General features: G+C 54.2%; 16 protein-coding genes. 13 read left to right on the top strand and 3 right to left on the bottom strand.

Annotated features, from left to right (window positions below):
* The first annotated feature begins 73 nt into the window (after positions 1 to 73).
* The 10 genes from RSX24_RS10465 (at position 74) to RSX24_RS10425 (ending at position 11374) form a co-directional block, all read left to right on the top strand.
* Entirely contained in the window at positions 74 to 994 is a 921-nt protein-coding gene (locus RSX24_RS10465) for an FAD binding domain-containing protein (RefSeq protein ID WP_339278284.1), read from the top strand.
* 31 nt (positions 995 to 1025) lie between these two features.
* Positions 1026 to 3425 carry a xanthine dehydrogenase subunit D gene (pucD, locus tag RSX24_RS10460; protein ID WP_339278285.1) on the top strand — a complete coding sequence of 800 codons (2400 nt, stop codon included), beginning with the start codon at positions 1026 to 1028 and terminating at the stop codon, positions 3423 to 3425.
* Entirely contained in the window at positions 3422 to 3958 is a 537-nt protein-coding gene (locus tag RSX24_RS10455) for a (2Fe-2S)-binding protein (protein WP_236414230.1), read from the top strand. Before pucD ends, RSX24_RS10455 begins: the two co-directional genes overlap by 4 nt.
* A 380-nt stretch (positions 3959 to 4338) precedes the next feature.
* Positions 4339 to 4689 carry a DUF4234 domain-containing protein gene (locus tag RSX24_RS10450; protein ID WP_236414231.1) on the top strand — a complete coding sequence of 117 codons (351 nt, stop codon included), beginning with the start codon at positions 4339 to 4341 and terminating at the stop codon, positions 4687 to 4689.
* The gene (locus RSX24_RS32320; RefSeq protein WP_438286801.1) at positions 4676 to 5068 is read left to right on the top strand and encodes a DUF2752 domain-containing protein; all 393 of its coding nucleotides are present in this window, start codon (positions 4676 to 4678) and stop codon (positions 5066 to 5068) included. Before RSX24_RS10450 ends, RSX24_RS32320 begins: the two co-directional genes overlap by 14 nt.
* Before the next feature lie 714 nt (positions 5069 to 5782).
* Positions 5783 to 6859 carry a class II fructose-bisphosphatase gene (gene glpX / locus RSX24_RS10445; RefSeq protein ID WP_339278286.1) on the top strand — a complete coding sequence of 359 codons (1077 nt, stop codon included), beginning with the start codon at positions 5783 to 5785 and terminating at the stop codon, positions 6857 to 6859.
* A 278-nt stretch (positions 6860 to 7137) separates the two neighbouring features.
* Positions 7138 to 8187 carry a LacI family DNA-binding transcriptional regulator gene (locus RSX24_RS10440; RefSeq protein ID WP_339278287.1) on the top strand — a complete coding sequence of 350 codons (1050 nt, stop codon included), beginning with the start codon at positions 7138 to 7140 and terminating at the stop codon, positions 8185 to 8187.
* Positions 8188 to 8236: 49 nt separating this feature from the next.
* Entirely contained in the window at positions 8237 to 9409 is a 1173-nt protein-coding gene (locus RSX24_RS10435; protein WP_343260538.1) for a Gfo/Idh/MocA family protein, read from the top strand.
* A gap of 72 nt (positions 9410 to 9481) precedes the next feature.
* A complete protein-coding gene (locus RSX24_RS10430; RefSeq protein ID WP_236414237.1) occupies positions 9482 to 10210 on the top strand; it encodes a ThuA domain-containing protein in 729 nt (242 codons plus the stop codon).
* Positions 10211 to 10267: 57 nt separating this feature from the next.
* Complete coding sequence (locus RSX24_RS10425; RefSeq protein WP_236414239.1) at positions 10268 to 11374, top strand: Gfo/Idh/MocA family protein; 1107 nt, start codon at positions 10268 to 10270, stop codon at positions 11372 to 11374.
* 136 nt (positions 11375 to 11510) lie between these two features.
* Here the strand turns inward: RSX24_RS10425 and RSX24_RS10420 are convergent, their stop codons facing one another.
* Entirely contained in the window at positions 11511 to 12329 is an 819-nt protein-coding gene (locus RSX24_RS10420) for an SPL family radical SAM protein (protein ID WP_339278288.1), read from the bottom strand.
* A complete protein-coding gene (locus RSX24_RS10415; protein WP_236414243.1) occupies positions 12326 to 12919 on the bottom strand; it encodes a bifunctional transcriptional activator/DNA repair enzyme AdaA in 594 nt (197 codons plus the stop codon). Before RSX24_RS10415 ends, RSX24_RS10420 begins: the two co-directional genes overlap by 4 nt.
* Positions 12920 to 13128: 209 nt before the next feature.
* Here RSX24_RS10415 and RSX24_RS10410 point away from each other — a divergent pair, with 209 nt between their 5' ends.
* The 3 genes from RSX24_RS10410 (at position 13129) to RSX24_RS10400 (ending at position 15899) form a co-directional block, all read left to right on the top strand.
* Positions 13129 to 14109, top strand: a complete 981-nt coding sequence (locus RSX24_RS10410) for a Gfo/Idh/MocA family protein (protein WP_236414245.1) — start codon at positions 13129 to 13131, stop codon at positions 14107 to 14109.
* Positions 14110 to 14140: 31 nt separating this feature from the next.
* Positions 14141 to 14860 (top strand): class I SAM-dependent methyltransferase, encoded by a 720-nt coding sequence (locus tag RSX24_RS10405; protein WP_343260537.1) that lies wholly within the window; start codon positions 14141 to 14143, stop codon positions 14858 to 14860.
* A gap of 145 nt (positions 14861 to 15005) precedes the next feature.
* On the top strand, positions 15006 to 15899 hold the full coding sequence (locus RSX24_RS10400; protein ID WP_343260536.1) for an NAD-dependent epimerase/dehydratase family protein: 894 nt from the start codon (positions 15006 to 15008) through the stop codon (positions 15897 to 15899).
* A 173-nt stretch (positions 15900 to 16072) separates the two neighbouring features.
* Here the strand turns inward: RSX24_RS10400 and RSX24_RS10395 are convergent, their stop codons facing one another.
* Positions 16073 to 17092: a LacI family DNA-binding transcriptional regulator gene (locus tag RSX24_RS10395; RefSeq protein WP_339278292.1), complete on the bottom strand. Its 1020-nt coding sequence runs from the start codon at positions 17090 to 17092 to the stop codon at positions 16073 to 16075.
* Positions 17093 to 17390: the final 298 nt, after the last annotated feature.

Below are 17390 nucleotides of genomic sequence, written 5' to 3'. Positions count from 1 at the left end.
GAATGTGATATGAGCAACGATTTGGATCGATTCCCGACGCCAGAACTATGAAAGAAAAAGGAGATGGGGCATAATGGCTGTTCCTGTATACGGATCGGGTGCAAGACCACACGTATGGCAGCCCGCAGACCTGGATGAGCTGCAAATGGCAAAACAACGCTGTGGCGATAACTTTATATTCGTGGCGGGCGGCACGCTGCTTCGCACGCAGTGGGAAGGCGGGATCGCCCCTTTCCCCCGGCATCTCATCAGCCTTGAACGAATTGCGGAGGCATCCGGGATTTTCGTAGAAGAGGACCGGCTTGTGCTCGGGGCGCTGAATACGTTGAATGAATGTGCGGCGAATCCATTGTTGCAGCGGTTCCCGCTGGTGCAGGATGCCGCGAGGGCCATTGCGGCCCCATCGATTCGCAACCTGGCGACGATTGGCGGCAATGTGGTGTCCGGCGTAGGCGATGCTATTCCGGCCTTATTGGTATATGACGCAGGCTTGCAGTGGATGACGGACGCGGGCATACAGGTTCAGAGCCTTTCTTCTTGGCTGGCGGAAATGAAGACGGGGAAACACGATCCTCATCGCATGCTGCTGGCCGTTCAGCTCCCTCTGAGTTCGGCAAACGGAATCGGGACTGCATGCCAGGAACAGCCGTTGACATTGAAGCAGGTTTCATTCTTCCGTAAGCTGGGCCGACGGGAGACGTTCACTGCTTCGCTGGTCACCATTACTTATCACGGACTCATCGGGTCAGACGGACGCTGGATCGAAGTTCGCATTGCGGCAGGCGGAGGATCCGGTTTGGCGATGCGCCTCAACGAAACGGAGGCACTGCTTGGCGGCAAGGTAGCGGACATTCAACAGTCAACAGCGCTGAGCCAGGCTGCAGCTTCCGAATTCTTGACCTATGGAGACGCATTTGCCACAGACCTCTACCGCAGCCAGGCGGCGGGCAATCTGCTGGGAGGCGGCTTGTGGGAAGCACTTGGCCGATCATAAACCGAGATCGATATGAAAGGGGAGCGGGTACATGCTGATTCATCGGGAAAACAGCGGCAAACGATGGCATCTTCGACCTGACGGGGCGGGCAAAGTAACGGGGCAGCTTCAATATCTGACCGATATGTCGCTGCCGGACATGGTATATGGAAGGGTTTTGCGCAGCCCGTACCCTTATGCTCGGATATTGTCCATTCATACAGAAGAAGCCGAGTCCATGGAAGGCGTTCATGCGGTGCTGACGGCCAAGGACGTCCCGGGATTAAATCGCTTCGGAATCGCCACGCCTGACCAACCCGTGTTCTGCGAAGATGTCGTTCGTTATGTCGGCGACGCCGTTGCCGCCGTCGCCGCGGATACGCCCGAACGCGCAGCGCTTGCGCTGGAAGCGATCCGGGTGAGCTATGAAGAGCTCGTCCCTCTCGATAGCACGGATGCCGCCTTGGCGCCTGAAGCCCCGGAGCTGCATGAGCACGGACCGGGCAATGTGCTCCATCGAACCGAGATCAAACGCGGCAACGTGGAGGAAGCTTTTGCCGCATGCGAGCATGTGGTGACCGAAACATACTACACGCCAAGGCAAATGCATGCGTACATGGAGACGGAAGGCGGGCTTTTCGTTCCGGAACGGGATGGAAGGCTTCATGTGTACGCGGCAACGCAGCATGGTTATAAAGACCGAATGCAATTGGCCCGCATTATCGGCTGTTCGGAAGAAGATATCCGGGTCGTATCATCTCCGATCGGCGGATCGTTCGGCGGCAAGGACGAACTCAACGTACAGCCGTACGGCGCATTGTTGGCATTACGTTGCGGACGTCCGGTCAAAATGCACAACTCCCGTAAGGAATCGGTTCGGGCGGGATTGAAGCGGCATCCGATGAAAATCGAAATGCAAACAGGCATCAGCCCCGAAGGCATGATACTGGCCCATAAAGTCCGCATTACCGCGGATACCGGAGCCTATGCCACCTTGGGAGCACCGGTGCTTAATTTTGCCACGGAACATTGCCTCGGTCCTTATGCGATCCCGAACGTGGACGTGGAGGGCGTCTCGGTATACACCAACAATGGCGTATCGGGCGAGTTCCGCGGATTCGGAGGGAATCAGGCGATCTTTGCGATGGAGGGCCAGATGGATCGTCTTGCCGCAATCATGAACATGGATCCGTGGGAATTCCGCAGACGGAACCTGAGGGCCAAAACCGATCCGGGACCGCTCAACCAGCGCATTCTCGTCACGGATGGGTTGGCGCAGGTATGGGAAGCCATGGACCGTTCGGAGCTATGGCAAAAGCGCCTGCGTCCTCAAGCGGCTGCAAATCTGCCGCCATGGATCAAACGGGGCGTTGGCGCGGCCATCGCCATGCACGGCGCAGGGCTGGGCTACGGCATTCCCGATCCCGCAGGGGGCCGCTTGTCGCTGAACGCGTCGGGACGGATCGAAGCCGCGTTCGGCTACGAAGAATTCGGGCAAGGCCTCGTGGCGACGCTGGAAATTATGCTGTGCGATCTGTTCCAATGCAGCCGATCCGACCTCAGCATCATCATCGGCGATACCGACAAGGTTCCGCACAGCGGTTCGAGCACGGCCTCGCGCTCGACCACGATGGCCTGGATGGCTTTGCAGCGGCTTCAGGTTCCCTTTCGCGCCAGAGTACTTGAGGCAGCGTCAGGCTTGTCGGGAATCCCGAAAGATGAACTGGCGACCGGGCCGGGAGGCGTATGGCGCGCGAAAGATCTGGCCTGCATGGAGGATGGGAGCGAAGCTGAAAAGCCGGAAACAGAGTTTCCGGAGATAACGAGAAATGAAGATAAAGTGCGAGTTGGCACAAGGTCGGGTGGACCTGCTGCCATCGTGTCATATCAAGCATTGGTTCAGCAGGGCGAACCCGAGGATTGGGTATTCGATACGCATTTTGAGTACCCGACTACCCCGGACAACGTTGTCGGCGGGCACTATCTTTATACGTATGCCGCAGTGGCTGCCGAGGTGGAGGTCAATACGTTAACGGGTGAAGCCAGGCTGCTGGATACGCGCCATGTGGTTGCCGCAGGGCCTGTCATCAACCCGATGGGTTTCTTGGGACAGATCGAAGGCGGCAGCGTGATGGCGCTTGGCTTTACCCTGACGGAAGATGCAGTGATGAAAGATTCCCGCTACGTAACCACGAATCTCGATACGTACCTGATTCCAACCATTCGCGATATCCATGCGTCCTTGGAAGTGGAAGCGATCGAGGATTTGCCGGAAGGGGACCCGTACGGTCCTCGGGGCATCGGCGAGATCGGATCGGTTGCGTTGGCGCCGGCCATCACGGCAGCAATCCATCAAGCTACAGGCGAATGGTTGACCCGGCTGCCGGTTTCACGCGAGCAATTGATGAGGCCGCTGGATGTACCGCTTGAGGAAGGAGTGAGTCATGGATGAAAGAACCACGAGGAACCGAGTGGAACGCCATCGTAAACGGTGAGACAAAGCAACTGCACGTGGATCCGTCGACTCGCCTTGTAGATGTGCTGCGAAACGAGCTGAAGCTGACGGGAACCAAAGTATCGTGCGAAATCGGGCGTTGCGGGGCATGCATGGTGCTGGTCGAAGATGTTCCCGTCAATTCGTGCCTCGTCATGGCCTATCAATGTGCAGACAAGGCCATCACCACTATAGAAGGCCTGCACGGCGAAGGGAAGGAGGATCTTCACCCCATCCAGCGTGCTTTTGTCGAGGAAGGCGGGTTTCAATGCGGATATTGCACTCCCGGCATGATCATTTCCGCCAAGGCGTTATTGGATGCGAATCCGCAGCCGACTCAAGAACAGATTGAAACGGCACTGTGCGGCAATCTATGCCGGTGCACCGGATATGGGGGTATATTGAGAGCAGTGAGCAAGGCTCGAGAATTCTACCCTACCGAGTGTTCAACATCCGCCGGTTCCCAAGGGAATGCTTCCAAATCAGGATGACACGGACAAAAATGCCAAAGTTAAACCTTGTTGCCGGGAATGAACCGTCCGAAGTGGCGGTTTTTGTCGTTGAACAGCAAAGAAAAGCAATCGTTTTTTGTGGAACCATGCGATAAAAACGCGAAAATGATATGTACGAAACGATAATGACGGAATATAATGGAAAGGAAGTTTTGATTTATAGAGCAGGACGCTGAACAGCCCCAAACAGACGCAGGAGGTGAATGATGCGATTCCGGTGTTTTTTGATCCATGGAGTCACCAGATACCCGATCGAGTGCATAGGGTCTATTTAGCACGCAAAAAAGAAAATACGGTTTTCCGGCCGGGTCATGAGTGAATTTCGATCGGAATAACACGGCATCCAGGAGGATTTTGCAATGGTAGCAAATCGAAGCGTAGCGTTATCGGTAATACTTACTCTAATTACTTGCGGTTTGTATGGACTGTACTGGTTCTATACGATTACCGAGGATACAGGGAGACTTAGCGGAGATCGAGACTTCACCGGCGGCAAACATCTTCTGCTCTCCATTATCACGTGCGGGATCTGGACCTTCATCTGGTCTTACCAGGTGGGTAAACATCTGGCTTATGTGCAGCAGCAGCGTTCCCAATACATAACGGATAACTCCGTACTCTATCTGGTGCTCAGCCTGTTCGGCTTGGGAATTATCAACTACGCGCTCATGCAGTCGGAACTGAACAAGTATTCGTATGCTCCGCATTAATACCCCCTTTCGAAAAAAGGCGGTTGGCACCATCCTGTTAGGAATTACGGGTTATGCGTATTTAAAGGTATGGCTGCCTTGGACGGGATTAAGCATTCCATGCGTCTTTCATGAAATGACGGGATTATACTGCCCGGGTTGCGGGATTACCCGAACGCTCCTCTCTTTGATCCAGGGGGATCTGCCTCAGGCTTTCCGCTTTAATATGCTTGTGTTTGTGTTAGCACCCATGTATCTGGCGTATACCATCTCATCGAAATACAGGTGGGACATGACCAAAAACGCCATTATGGCCAGCATGCTGGGGCTAACCCTGTTATTCGGCATGATGAGGAATACCCCTATGTTCGGTTGGATGGCACCCACGTTGCTGGGGTGAAAATAAGGGATGAAGCAGGTATGTCCGACAGGGCATGCCTGTTTTTCTTTTGTTTTTGTTGCTTGAGCGGCTTCATTTTTTCTATTTTGACCACGTAAATAAATCGCAAAAACTCATTCCGGGAAAATTCACGACAATTCAATACGTAATTATTATTATGTAAACTTATATTTTTCGATGGCCCCTATAAGCAGCATCTATGCAAGGATTCGATTGAAAAGTTTGAAAATAAAGCATTCCCGCATCAAACCTCCTATACAACTTTCCTCGATTGTTCCGACTTCATCGTTCCATTTCTACCATTTTTCGAAGCTGATCAAGGCTTACAGCGGTCTCATGAAAATCGTTTTCGAAAAAATGAACTCGCCGAAGTTTTGGCGACATACTTCATAATAACGATGTTAACATTCCCTTGTTTTACGAATTATCGAGCTATAATATGCGGTTTGGATGGTAAATATGACGTGCACACGGTCATGGGAGGTATTTTCCTTCAAAAAAGCGGTCGGCATTCAGCCTCTGCATCCATGATCTTCGTTGAAAATGGATTGAAAATCGGTCCGCTTAGAAGGTCCCACGTCTAACTGCAATAAAGTTAATATTTTGAAATGGCATGGGGAGAGGCATGTCTTAGATCATTTTCATACCGATTTGCGATGGATTTCCACTCCGTTCTGCCTGTATGCTTTGGAAAACTGGAAAGGAAGTGGGAAAATGGAACGCGAACTGGCGTTGGAAATTGTCAGAGTAACAGAATTGGCAGCATTGGCTTCTGCCCCATGGATGGGTAGGGGAGACAAGAACAGTGCAGATGAAGCGGCTACTTTGGCCATGCGCGCCATGTTCGATTCCGTGTCCATTCGCGGCACGGTAGTAATCGGTGAGGGAGAAATGGATGAAGCGCCCATGCTGTACATCGGCGAAGAAGTCGGCAATGCCGAAGGGCCTGAGGTGGATGTGGCGGTTGACCCGCTCGAAGGCACCGAAATTGTCGCCAAGGGGCTGAACAACGCTTTATCGGTTATTGCAGTGGCGGGAAAAGGAAATTTGCTGCACGCCCCGGACATGTATATGGAGAAACTCTCCGTGGGGCCTGAATTGGTAGGTAAAGTCAGCATTGAAGATCCGATTGAATTGACGCTTGAAAAGGCGGCTGCCGCTCTGAACAAAAACATTTCGGACTTAACGGTCATGATCCTGGACCGCACAAGACATGAAAGCACGATCAAAACGCTGCGCAGAGTGGGCGTGCGCATCAAATTCCTCAGCGACGGCGACGTGGCAGGAGCGATGGCGCCGGCATTTCCTGAAGCAGGCATCGACCTGTATGTTGGATCAGGGGGAGCGCCGGAGGGGGTTCTGGCAGCTGCGGCATTATCTTGCCTCGGAGGAGAAATACAGGGCAGATTGATGCCTGCCAATGCGGACGAATTCCAACGCTGCTTGCAGATGGGAATCGATAATCCATACAAGGTGCTGACGATGGAAGACATGATCGGCACGGAAGACGTCATTTTCGCCGCGACGGGCGTAACCCCCGGCGAAATTCTGGGAGGCGTCCGATATCTTGCGGATGATCGGGCAGAGACCTATTCGATCGTAATGCGGGCCAAAACCAAAACAATCCGCTTCATTCGCTCCATGCATTTCCTTCCCAATAAAGAAGTGCTTCATAAAGTCAGACAGCTGCAGTCCAAACCGAAGCCCGCGGATCGCATTCCGAAAGTGTTCGAACAGGCCGAATTCAGCCAGTCTTCCGCCGATGCCGGAGTAACGGGAGTAAGCGGTTAGTTCATCAGAGAAATAAAAGCCAGCAGTCTTTTTGCAGCTTGAAATAAAAGATGTTCACCCGATTTGCATCGAATAAAGACAAGACAAAAAAGGAGGGGTTCTGCTTATGGTCAGAGCCCGTCCTTTTTACGTAAAAAGTATTGACAACGTTTACAACACATGAGAAAATGTACGCGCGTACATAAAAGTTAACTGAGGGATTGAGCGTTGATCACACCATCGTTTATGCCCTGTTTCGTTAACTTTTGATTTCATAATTACATGAGAGGGGTGAGGCGATGGCTACGCGAAAAGAGGTCGCGGACCTTGCAGGCGTGTCCGAAGCCACCGTATCCCGCGTGCTTAACGGGGTAGGCCCCATCAAGGAAGAAACGCGCCGCAAAGTGCTTGCAGCTTCCAAAAAGTTGGGATACGTACCGAGCGCGCTCGCCAGCCGTTTCGCACGCAGCAAAAGCGGAAATCTGGGCGTTGTGTTGCCGTACGTTCCAAAGGCCCATCTATTTTCGGCCTATTTCTTCTCGGAAATGCTAAGCGGCATCGGCAGCAAGGCCAGGGACAACGGCATGGACTTGCTCGTTCTGTTCAGAACGGCGGACGAAGTGATGGACTATGCGGATCTGTTTCGCCGCCATAAGGTGGACGCTTGCGTCATTCTAGGGGCGCAAGATGACCCGAGTGAACTGGCGGCCCTGCGGGAACTGCATAATGAAGGGCATCCGTTCTGCGTGATGAACCAGCATTTTGCCGGCGAATCGTTCATGGAAGTGGATGCGGATCATGTGGAGGGCAGCAGGCTGGCCATCAGGCATCTTGCGGATCAAGGCTATCGCAAAATCGCGTTCCTCAACGGTCCTGACCGTTATTCCAACAGCCAGGAGCGCCTGCAGGGGGTTCGTATCGGCTTGGCGGAGGCTGGGCTGGGAGCTGAACCGCATCTTCTCCTGCAGGGCAATTACAGCCGCAGGAGCGGCATGGAGGCTGCCGCAGCCATTGCGAATCGGATCGGCGAGATCGATGCGGTGTTCGCAGCCAATGACCGGATGGCAATTGGCGTCATGCATGGCCTGCGCGAGCGCGGCATAGCTATAGGCGATTTCCCGGCATTCGTCGGTTACGACGACTCCGACGCAGCAGAGATGGCGGTTCCGCCGCTAACCAGCGTAAGGGTTCCTTTTTACGAAATGGGCGAGCTGGCCGCCGCAAAGCTGATTCGCCACTCGCTTGGCGAAAGCGATTACACGGAAGATGAAAGCTCGGCGTTCAACCCGGCAAGGCAGCTGCTGCCGACGAAGCTCATCATCCGGGCGTCTTCGGAACGTAAAGCTTAAAGATTGGTTGCAATGTTAACGATGGCAATTTCCAAAGGAGGAAACGATCATGTCAAAACGTCTTCGTGTCGGAATGGTAGGATACAAATTCATGGGAAAGGCCCACAGCAACGCTTACCGCGCTCTGCCGATGTTCTTCCCTTCGGCTCCGCTCCAGCCTGAGATGTCCGTGATCTGCGGACGGAGCGAGCAGGGAGTTCAAGCGGCTGCTCAGCAGTTCGGATGGGCTGAAAGCGTAACGGACTGGCGGGAGCTCGTGAAGCGCGACGACATCGACCTGATCGATATCAACGCGCCGAGCGACGCGCACAAGGAAATCGCGCTAGAAGCGGCACGGCAGGGCAAGCACCTCTTCTGCGAAAAACCGCTGGCGCTTTCGCTGGCGGATTCCCGCGAAATGCTTCAGGCAGCGGAGGAAGCGGGCATTTCCCACATGGTCGGATTCAACTATCGCTTCTCTCCGGCCGTGCAGTTGGCGAAGGAGCTGGTGGAGAGCGGACGTCTCGGCAAAATTTATCATTTCCGCGTGTTCTTCCTTCAGGACTGGATTCTCGATCCATCGTTCCCGCTCGTTTGGCGCCTGCAAAAAGACGTGGCCGGGTCCGGTTCGCACGGCGATCTTGGTGCTCACCTGATCGATCTGGCGCGTTTCCTGGTCGGCGAATTCAAGGAAGTCATCGGCATGAGCGAAACGTTTATCAAACAGCGTCCGCTGGCTTCGGAAATGACCGGACTGACCGCTAAAGGCAATTCGGGCACCGATGCGCCGATGGGCGAAGTTACGGTGGATGATGCGACCTTGTTCCTCGCACGTTTTGAGAACGGTGCGGTGGGCAGTTTCGAGGCGACTCGTTTTGCGGCAGGCCATCGCAGCACCAATTCGTTCGAGATCAACGGCAGCTTGGGCAGCGTGCGCTTCGATTTCGAACGCATGAACGAGTTGGAAGTGTACTTCACGAAGGATGAGGAAGATGTGCAAGGTTTCCGGCGCGTGCTTGCGACCGATGCGGCGCATAAGTATGCCGAGGCTTGGTGGCCGGCTGGGCACACGATCGGCTTCGAGCATACGTTCACGCATGAAATGCTGGAACTGGTGACGGCAATCTCCGAAGGACGCCAGCCTCAGCCAAGCTTCCATGACGGCGTAGCTTGTCAGGCCGTATTGGAAGCCGTGGAACGTTCCGTAACGGAACGGCGTTGGGTCGGACTGGAAGAAATGTAGGGTTGAGGCAACAAAGTACAAAGTGCCATGGCAGCGAATATAACAAACTTTCGGGAAAGCGAGTGATTGGCGATGAGCAAAGCTTTGATCGTATGGGGTGGCTGGGATGGTCACGAACCGGAACAGGTAGCGGCTATTTTTGAACGCATTTTGAAGGAAGAAGGATTTGAGGTAGAGGTATCCAACACGCTGGACTCCTACGCCGATGCACAGAAACTGCTTGACCTGGATCTGATCGTTCCGTTGTGGACGATGGGGCAGATTGAACAAGAGCTGGTCAATAACGTATCCGCGGCCGTACAGAGCGGGGTCGGTCTTGCAGGCTGCCACGGCGGCATGTGCGACGCGTTCCGCAACAACGTTGATTGGCAGTTCATGACGGGTGGACAATGGGTTGCCCATCCCGGCAACGATGGCGTCGAGTACACGGTGAACATGAAGCGCGGGTCAAGCCCGCTCCTGGATCATATCGAAGACTTCGAAGTCAAAAGCGAGCAATATTACCTGCATGTCGATCCTGCGGTGGAAGTATTGGCAACAACCCGCTTCCCGATCGTTAACGGTCCTCATGCGGCGAACGGTCCTGTCGACATGCCTGTTGTCTGGACGAAGCGCTGGGGAGCCGGCCGCGTGTTCTACAACTCGCTCGGACACCATGCCGACATCGTGGACATGAAACCCGTGTCCGAAATGATGCGCAGCGGTTTCAAATGGGCGGCGGCAGGCAAAGCCGTGGCCAAAGAACGGAATGTTGCGAGCACGGAAGCATACACAGGCATGGCGGATAATCAAACGGTATAACGCGGCTTAAAGAAGCTCCAACAATTCAATTAACGCCCGAAGGGAGTACGGACAATCATGGACAAAATGAAAGTCGGCATTATTGGTTGCGGCAAAATCAGCGGCATCTACATGGAAAACTGCCACCGATTCGAGGTGCTCGAGCTTGCAGCCGTAGCGGATATCGACCGGAAGCGCGCGGAGGAACAGGCTGCTGCCTATCAGGTTCCGAAAGTATATTCGGTGGAAGAGATTTTGGCGGATCCCGAAATCGAACTGATCATCAACCTGACGATCCCCGCCGTACATGCGGATGTCTGCTTGAAGGCGCTTGAAGCAGGCAAACACGTCTACGTCGAAAAACCCCTTGCCGTTACCCGCGAAGAAGGTCAAGCCGTGCTGGAGCTTGCCCGCGAAAAGGGCTTGCTGGTCGGCTGCGCACCCGAAACGTTCTTCGGTTCCGGCATTCAGACATCGCTGAAACTCGTCGAAGACGGGGTAATTGGCAAGCCGATGTCTGCGACCGCTTTTATGATGAGCCGCGGCCACGAGCACTGGCATCCGGATCCGGAGTTTTACTATGCATCCGGCGGCGGCCCGATGTTCGACATGGGTCCTTATTATTTGACGGCACTGGTGCAGCTGCTCGGACCGATCTCCAAAATTGCGGGCATGACGGGCAAGGCCATGGACCAACGCACCATTAGCAGCGAGAAAAAGCGGGGCCAAACGATCCAAGTGGACATTCCGACGCACGTAACCGGTCTGCTGCAATTCGAGCAAGGGGCGATCGGCACGCTCATCACGAGCTTTGACGTATTTGGCGGAAGCGCACTGCCTCCGATCGAGGTTTATGGAACGCATGGCACGCTGCAAGTTCCCGATCCGAACACCTTCGGCGGTCCGGTCCGGTATCGCTTGACGGGCGAGCAGGAGTGGACCGAGGTTCCGCTGCTTCCCGGCTATCAGGAAAACACGCGCGGAATCGGCGTTGCGGATATGGCATACGCTGCGCGCAGCGGCCGCGCTCATCGGGCAAGCGGGGAATTGGCATACCATGTGCTTGAAGCCATGTGGGCCTTCCATGACTCCTCCGATACCGGAACGTTCTACGAGATGAAGAGCACCTGCAAACGTCCGGCGGCGCTGCCGGAGAACTTGCCGTTGTACACGCTGGATCAATAAAAAAACTTCGTCAATAGCAGCTCATTCAACCGGCTGCAAGACCATGAAAACAGCCCCGCGTCCTTATCATTAAGGAGGCGGGGCTGCTGCTTTTCACGATCGAGTTACAATAATTCAAGGTTTACCGATATAAGGTTCAAGGTTCAAAACCCGCCTGGCTGACCCGGATTTCGTCCGGGGAGAAGCATGTCCGCATGCGCTCCAGCACGATTCGGTAAGCATCCGGACCGTACCATTCCTCATATCCGCCTTCTTCATAAAGGGCATCCAAGCCAAGCCTGCGCGTGCGTTTGCCTTCGCTGCCGTCGCCCATGAAATAATCGTCGATGCAAATGCGCTGCGTAAGCGGCCTCAGCAGGGAAGCGAATCGTTCGCTGCTTGGCAAAACCGGAGCGATCGCTGCCTGCGTCGGAATGCCTGCGTCGCGCAGTGCGGCAAGCGCTTTTAATCTTGCAGCGATCGGCGGCGCAGCCGGGCTGAACAGCTTGCGGACATGCTCCAGATCGGTTTCCACCGTCATGCTTACACGCACGCGCTGACCCAAGGATTGAAGCAGGTCGATATCCCGGGTGACGAGAGGACTGCGGGTCTGGACCAGCACGAAGTCTGGTGGATCGTCGGCCATCACCTCCAGCAAAGAGCGCGTGACACGTTCTTTATGTTCGACTGGCTGATAAGGATCGGTGCTGGAGGACATAAATATCGTCACAGGACCTTTGGCCTTGGCACGTTTGAGCTCGCGGACAAACACGGCGGCGGCCTGCTGCTTCACATCGACCCAACTGCCCCAGGCCTCACCGCGAAACAGCGCCACCGGCATCTGCCTGACATAACAATATGAACACGCAAAGGAACATCCGGCGTACGGATTCAACGTGTGGGAATACCCTTGAAGGAAGCCGCTTCCTTTGTTCATCAGCGATTTTGGCGTTTTATGGAAAATGGTCGCTTTCATGAGTCATCACCTAACTTTTCCCGATACTGTGCGGGCGTGAGGCCGGTCGATTTTCGAAAGAGGGTACTAAAATAAGCGGCATTCGGTATGCCGACCTTGGGCCCGATCTCGGCAATGGAAAGGCTCTGGTCGCGCAGCAAGCCTTTGGCTGCAGCCATCCGTTTCGTTTGAATGTATTGAACCGGCGTCATGCCGGTGACCCGCTTGAATACGCGGTGCAAATGATAGGGACTGCCGTGACTCGCAGCGGCCAATGCGTCCAGCGTAATTGCTTCGGCATAATGGACATGAATATAGTCGGTAACGACGGCAATCCATTCCTGGTCCGGAACCCGTTTTCCCGTAGGCTTGCAGCGTTTGCAAGGTCTAAACCCGCGATTCAGCGCCTCATCGGCGTTTGCGAAGAGCAGAACGTTTTCGGGAAGCGGAGCCTTGGATTTGCAGGAAGGACGGCAGAAGATGCCTGTTGTCGCGACGCCGTAAAAGAATCGCCCGTCCCAGGACGCATCGTTGCCGATGATGGCTTTCCAGTGTTCCTCGCTCAAGGATAACGATTTTGCGCCGGCTCGACGGTCTGCGGCATGTTTCATGGCACTCACCTCCAGTTCCATTATAACCGTCTTGAGATCGTCAACAACGGTGAAAGAACGTAAAAGCAAGATTTCAAAACGAATTTCTGAGAAGTCCAATAGAGCATGCGATGAGGTGAGGTGCTGCCTTCAATCTGAATGCAATATAAGCTACAATGTACTGGAGACTGATAATAATATTTACTCATCGATGAAAGAGGTAGGTAGACATGGTTCGTTTTGGCGTGGTAGGTACGAATTGGATTACGGAAAGGCTGCTGGAGGCTGCCGTGCAGGTCGAAGGTTTCGAGTTGACGGCCGTCTTTTCGAGAACCGCGGAGAAGGCGAATGCCTTTGCCGATCAATATCAAGCAGAACATCGGTTCACGAATTTGGAAGAAATGGCAGCGAGCGAGCATCTGGATGCCGTATACATCGCTACGCCCAATACGCTTCATGCCGCGCAGGCAGAATTGTTTCTGCGTAACGGCAAACATGTGTTGTGCGAGAAGCCTTTGGCGGCCAACAGCGCCGAAGTCGGTCGCATGATCGAGGTTGCGCGCAAGCACGATGTCCTCTTGATGGAGGCCATGAAATCGACCGTGCTGCCCGTGTTCCGGATGGTGCAATCGCATCTGCACAAAATCGGGCCTGTTCGCAAATACGTGGCCAGCTATTGCCAGTATTCCTCGCGTTATGACAAATACAAGGAAGGCGTCGTGCTGAACGCATTTAAACCGGAACTGGCGAACGGGGCGCTGATGGATCTTGGGGTGTACTGCCTGTATCCGCTGATTACCCTGTTTGGCGCACCCCAGCAGGTGCAGGCGCAAGCGATGATGCTGGATTCCGGCGTGGACGGCCAGGGCAGCGTCCTTTTGAATTATGAAGGATTGGAAGCCGTCGTGACGTATTCGAAAATTTCGAATTCCTATGTTCCTACCGAAATTATGGGCGAACGGGGCAGCATCCTGATCGACAAAATCGGATCCCCTGAACAGGCCGAAATCCGGTACAACGACGGCACCGTCGAGAACATTGCGGCGGATCAGACGCACCCGGTCATGTATTATGAGGTGGAGGAGTTCGTGAAGCTGATCGAAGAGGGCAGACGAGAGTCGGACATCAATACGTATGAACGCTCCCTGGTCACGATGCAGGTCATGGATCGGATTCGGAAGCAAATCGGACTTGTTTTCCCGAATGATTGAATGAAAAATTGGAAAGTCGAGGCGAGTAGAGATGAGCGAGAACAGAAGAGAAGAGCAAACGGGACGGTCGTCCGCTTTGGAGCTGGACCAGATCGTGTTTATCGGAAGAACGTTTGAAGAATACGTGCGCATGTTCGATCTTCGTCCGGAAGAACTGCGTGGCACATCCATTCTGGATTGTCCGGGAGGCGCATGTTCCTTTACGGCGCGAGCCTGCGAGCTCGGTGCCCGTGCCGTTGCGGCCGATATCGCGTATGCGTTTGATTTGGAGAGTTTAAGGTTGAAGGGGCAGGCAGACATCGATCATACGATGCGGCAGTTGTCCAAAGTAAGCGACGGCTTTCGTTGGGAGGAGCACGGGTCGATCGACGGCCTGAAAGTGGAACGATTGCGTGCGCTCAGAGCGAGTACCGATGACATGGCCAACTTTCCGGAACGTTATGTCTCAGCCGTGCTGCCTGGTCTGCCGTTTGAGGATGAACGGTTCGATTTGACGTTATCGGCCCATTTCCTTTTTACCTACGCAGATCAGCTGGATCTGGATTTCCATGTGCGTACCTTGCGGGAGCTGCTGCGGGTGACCAAAGGGGAGCTGCGCATTTTCCCTACGGCAGATCGTTCGGGGAAACGCTACAGTCAAATGGATGAGCTGCTGGCTTCGGTGGCGGATTCCGGGTATTCCGTATCGGAAGTGAAGACCGCATACGAGTTCCAGTCGGGCGCACACACGATGCTAATCATCCGAAAATGATCTTATCAGGCAGGGATTTTTCCTCCGCTGTGAAACATCAGTGGTTGAAATCAGGCAGGTTGCCGCTTTCCGGAATTTGTTGTTCTTCGTCAGCGCCCGTTATAATTTGGTTTAAGTCAGAACGTGCAGAGGAGGTTAAATGGGAATGAAAAAAGTGCTTATTCTTGGCGGTACGCGTTTCTTTGGCAAACGTCTGGTAGACCATCTGTTATGGGAAGGCCAATCGGAGATAACAATCGCTACGCGCGGCAACACGGATCCAGGTTTCCCAGAAGAGGTGAGACGGATCAAATTGGACCGGGAAGATCCGCAATCCCTTGCGGCTGCCGCGCAGTCGGACCACTGGGATGTCGTCTACGACAACATCTGTTATTCGCCGAATGACGCCACATCCGCTTGTGAGGCCTTCAAGGGAAGAACGCGGCGTTATGTGCTGACGTCAACGTTGTCCGTCTATGGCGATCCGCGCCCCGGGTTTACGGAGACCGATTTTGATCCATATACATATCCGGTCCAACCGGGAGGCCGCGACGATTTCTCCTACGGGGAGGGCAAACGGCTGGCGGAGGCGGTATTTTTCCAACAGGCTGATTTTCCGGTGGCTGCGATGCGCATCCCGATCGTGCTCGGCATCGATGATTATACGAAACGTCTGCATTTCCATGTCGAACACGTGCAAAAGGGCAAGCCGATCGGCATTCCGAACAAAGATGCGGAGATCGCCTTCATCAACTCGACCGAAGCGGCGAGGTTTCTCGCATGGCTTGGCAAACATTCGTTGACGGGTCCTGTCAACGCTGCATCCAAAGGCACGATCACCCTGTCGGCGATGATGAACCTGATCGAAACCGTGACCGGCATGCAGGCCCAGATCCTGACCCGGACAGGGCCGGAAGACATGTCGCCGTTCGGCGTGGCGCAATCGTGGTTCATGGATACAGCGAAAGCGGAGCAGGAAGGGTATTCGTTCGAGGCATTGATGGACTGGTTCCCGGGTCTTGTCAGAGAAGTCGCGCTCGCGCTTCAATCCAACGTTTGAACGATAATGTCCCAAAGTATGATTAATGCGACCACGAATCTACGATCGAGCTGAGCATACGCGGTTATTATAAAGAGACCATGCATCCAACGCGATGCATGGTCTTTGTTTATTAAGCGGCGGATGAAACCATACCCGGAACCATCCGCGTATTCAGCAAATTGCTCCATCACTCACCACGGTGCAGATCGTGGTGAAGTCGCCGACGCGCGTATGCGCAGCTCCGATGGCAGAATGACCGTCTGGGGCTCGGCTGGCGCCTTGTCCTCGATCCGATCGATCAGCATCCGCATGCCTCGGGCGCCGAATTCATAGGCCGGCTGCGCCGCAACGGTCAGGAACGGATCGAACGCGGACGCTGCATCCAGATCGTCGAAACAGACGACCGAAACGTCGTCAGGCACGGCAAGCCCTTTTTTTCGCAAAATCCGAATGACTCCGATCGCAACGAGATTGTTCGCGGCAAAAATGGCCGTAGGGCCGTCCGGGCCGTCCAGTAATGAATGGAGCGCTTGCTCGTCCCGGAAATCCCGGTAGTCTGTCCGCAGCACGAAGGATGGATCGGCATCTAGTCCGGCTTCCTGCAATCCCTCCATATACCCCTGTTCCCGCAAGCGGGCCGTCGACACATCGGGAGAACCATTGACGAGCGCAATGCGCCGGTGGCCGAGCTTCACGAGGTAACGCATCAGCTGGAGGGCGCCTTCGCGGCTGTCGCCGGCAATAACGTCTGACGTGATGCCCGGAACGGTGCGGTCCAGAATGACAAACGGAATGCTGCGTGCCTGCAATTGCTGCAAATGGTCCAGCGACCGGTCTCCGGCAGGCGCAAACAGTACGCCGTCGACCCGAGTGGACAGCAGGGCCTCGACATAACTTTTTTCCTTCCCGTAATCTTCATCGCTGTTGGCGAACAGCAGGCGGTATCCGCGTTCATGGGCTGCATCCTCCGCTCCCCGTGCCAGGGTAGTATAGAACGGATTGGTAATATCGGTAATGAGCAGGGACAGTATGCCGGTCCGCTGAAGCACGAGACTTCGTGCGTTTGAATTCGGAATATATCCGAGCTCGTCAATGACCTGCTGCACGCGTTCACGCGTTGCGGAACTGATTCGCCCCGTCTGATTGATGACTTTGGAAACCGTCATCGCAGAGACGTTGGCTTTTTTGGCAATGTCATAAATGGTAATCAATATGATCGAACCTTTCTCGGGTGTTGTTCCTCCCATTTTATAGGATGACCGCGATTGACAGCAAGAGAAGTGCATGCTATGTTAGGGTTACCGATAACCCTACTAACAAAAGACTTCATTTTCACAGCATCCTTCTTGCCTAAAATGGCTGTTTACATCATAGAAGGGTGAGGTACATATCCATTGAAAATGAGGTCCCATGCGCAGGGATTGTATCGGTGTATTTAACCAAAGTTATGTAAACGCATTCAAAACGAGCGAAAACCCGTATACAAGGCTGTGGGCACAAGAAAATAAG

The organism is Paenibacillus hubeiensis (genome assembly GCF_032334105.1).
Taxonomy (GTDB): Bacteria; Bacillota; Bacilli; order Paenibacillales; family Paenibacillaceae; genus Paenibacillus; species Paenibacillus hubeiensis.
The sequence above is the reverse complement of the archived record's forward strand: the minus strand, read 5'-3'. Positions and strand labels throughout refer to the sequence as shown.

Coding starts and splice junctions, on each gene's coding strand:
- RSX24_RS10465 (WP_339278284.1), top strand. CDS start 74: ATGGCTGTTCCTGTATACGGATCGGGTGCAAGACCACACGTATGGCAG.
- pucD (WP_339278285.1), top strand. CDS start 1,026: ATGCTGATTCATCGGGAAAACAGCGGCAAACGATGGCATCTTCGACCT.
- RSX24_RS10455 (WP_236414230.1), top strand. CDS start 3,422: ATGAAAGAACCACGAGGAACCGAGTGGAACGCCATCGTAAACGGTGAG.
- RSX24_RS10450 (WP_236414231.1), top strand. CDS start 4,339: ATGGTAGCAAATCGAAGCGTAGCGTTATCGGTAATACTTACTCTAATT.
- RSX24_RS32320 (WP_438286801.1), top strand. CDS start 4,676: ATGCTCCGCATTAATACCCCCTTTCGAAAAAAGGCGGTTGGCACCATC.
- glpX (WP_339278286.1), top strand. CDS start 5,783: ATGGAACGCGAACTGGCGTTGGAAATTGTCAGAGTAACAGAATTGGCA.
- RSX24_RS10440 (WP_339278287.1), top strand. CDS start 7,138: ATGGCTACGCGAAAAGAGGTCGCGGACCTTGCAGGCGTGTCCGAAGCC.
- RSX24_RS10435 (WP_343260538.1), top strand. CDS start 8,237: ATGTCAAAACGTCTTCGTGTCGGAATGGTAGGATACAAATTCATGGGA.
- RSX24_RS10430 (WP_236414237.1), top strand. CDS start 9,482: ATGAGCAAAGCTTTGATCGTATGGGGTGGCTGGGATGGTCACGAACCG.
- RSX24_RS10425 (WP_236414239.1), top strand. CDS start 10,268: ATGGACAAAATGAAAGTCGGCATTATTGGTTGCGGCAAAATCAGCGGC.
- RSX24_RS10420 (WP_339278288.1), bottom strand. CDS start 12,329: ATGAAAGCGACCATTTTCCATAAAACGCCAAAATCGCTGATGAACAAA.
- RSX24_RS10415 (WP_236414243.1), bottom strand. CDS start 12,919: ATGAAACATGCCGCAGACCGTCGAGCCGGCGCAAAATCGTTATCCTTG.
- RSX24_RS10410 (WP_236414245.1), top strand. CDS start 13,129: ATGGTTCGTTTTGGCGTGGTAGGTACGAATTGGATTACGGAAAGGCTG.
- RSX24_RS10405 (WP_343260537.1), top strand. CDS start 14,141: ATGAGCGAGAACAGAAGAGAAGAGCAAACGGGACGGTCGTCCGCTTTG.
- RSX24_RS10400 (WP_343260536.1), top strand. CDS start 15,006: ATGAAAAAAGTGCTTATTCTTGGCGGTACGCGTTTCTTTGGCAAACGT.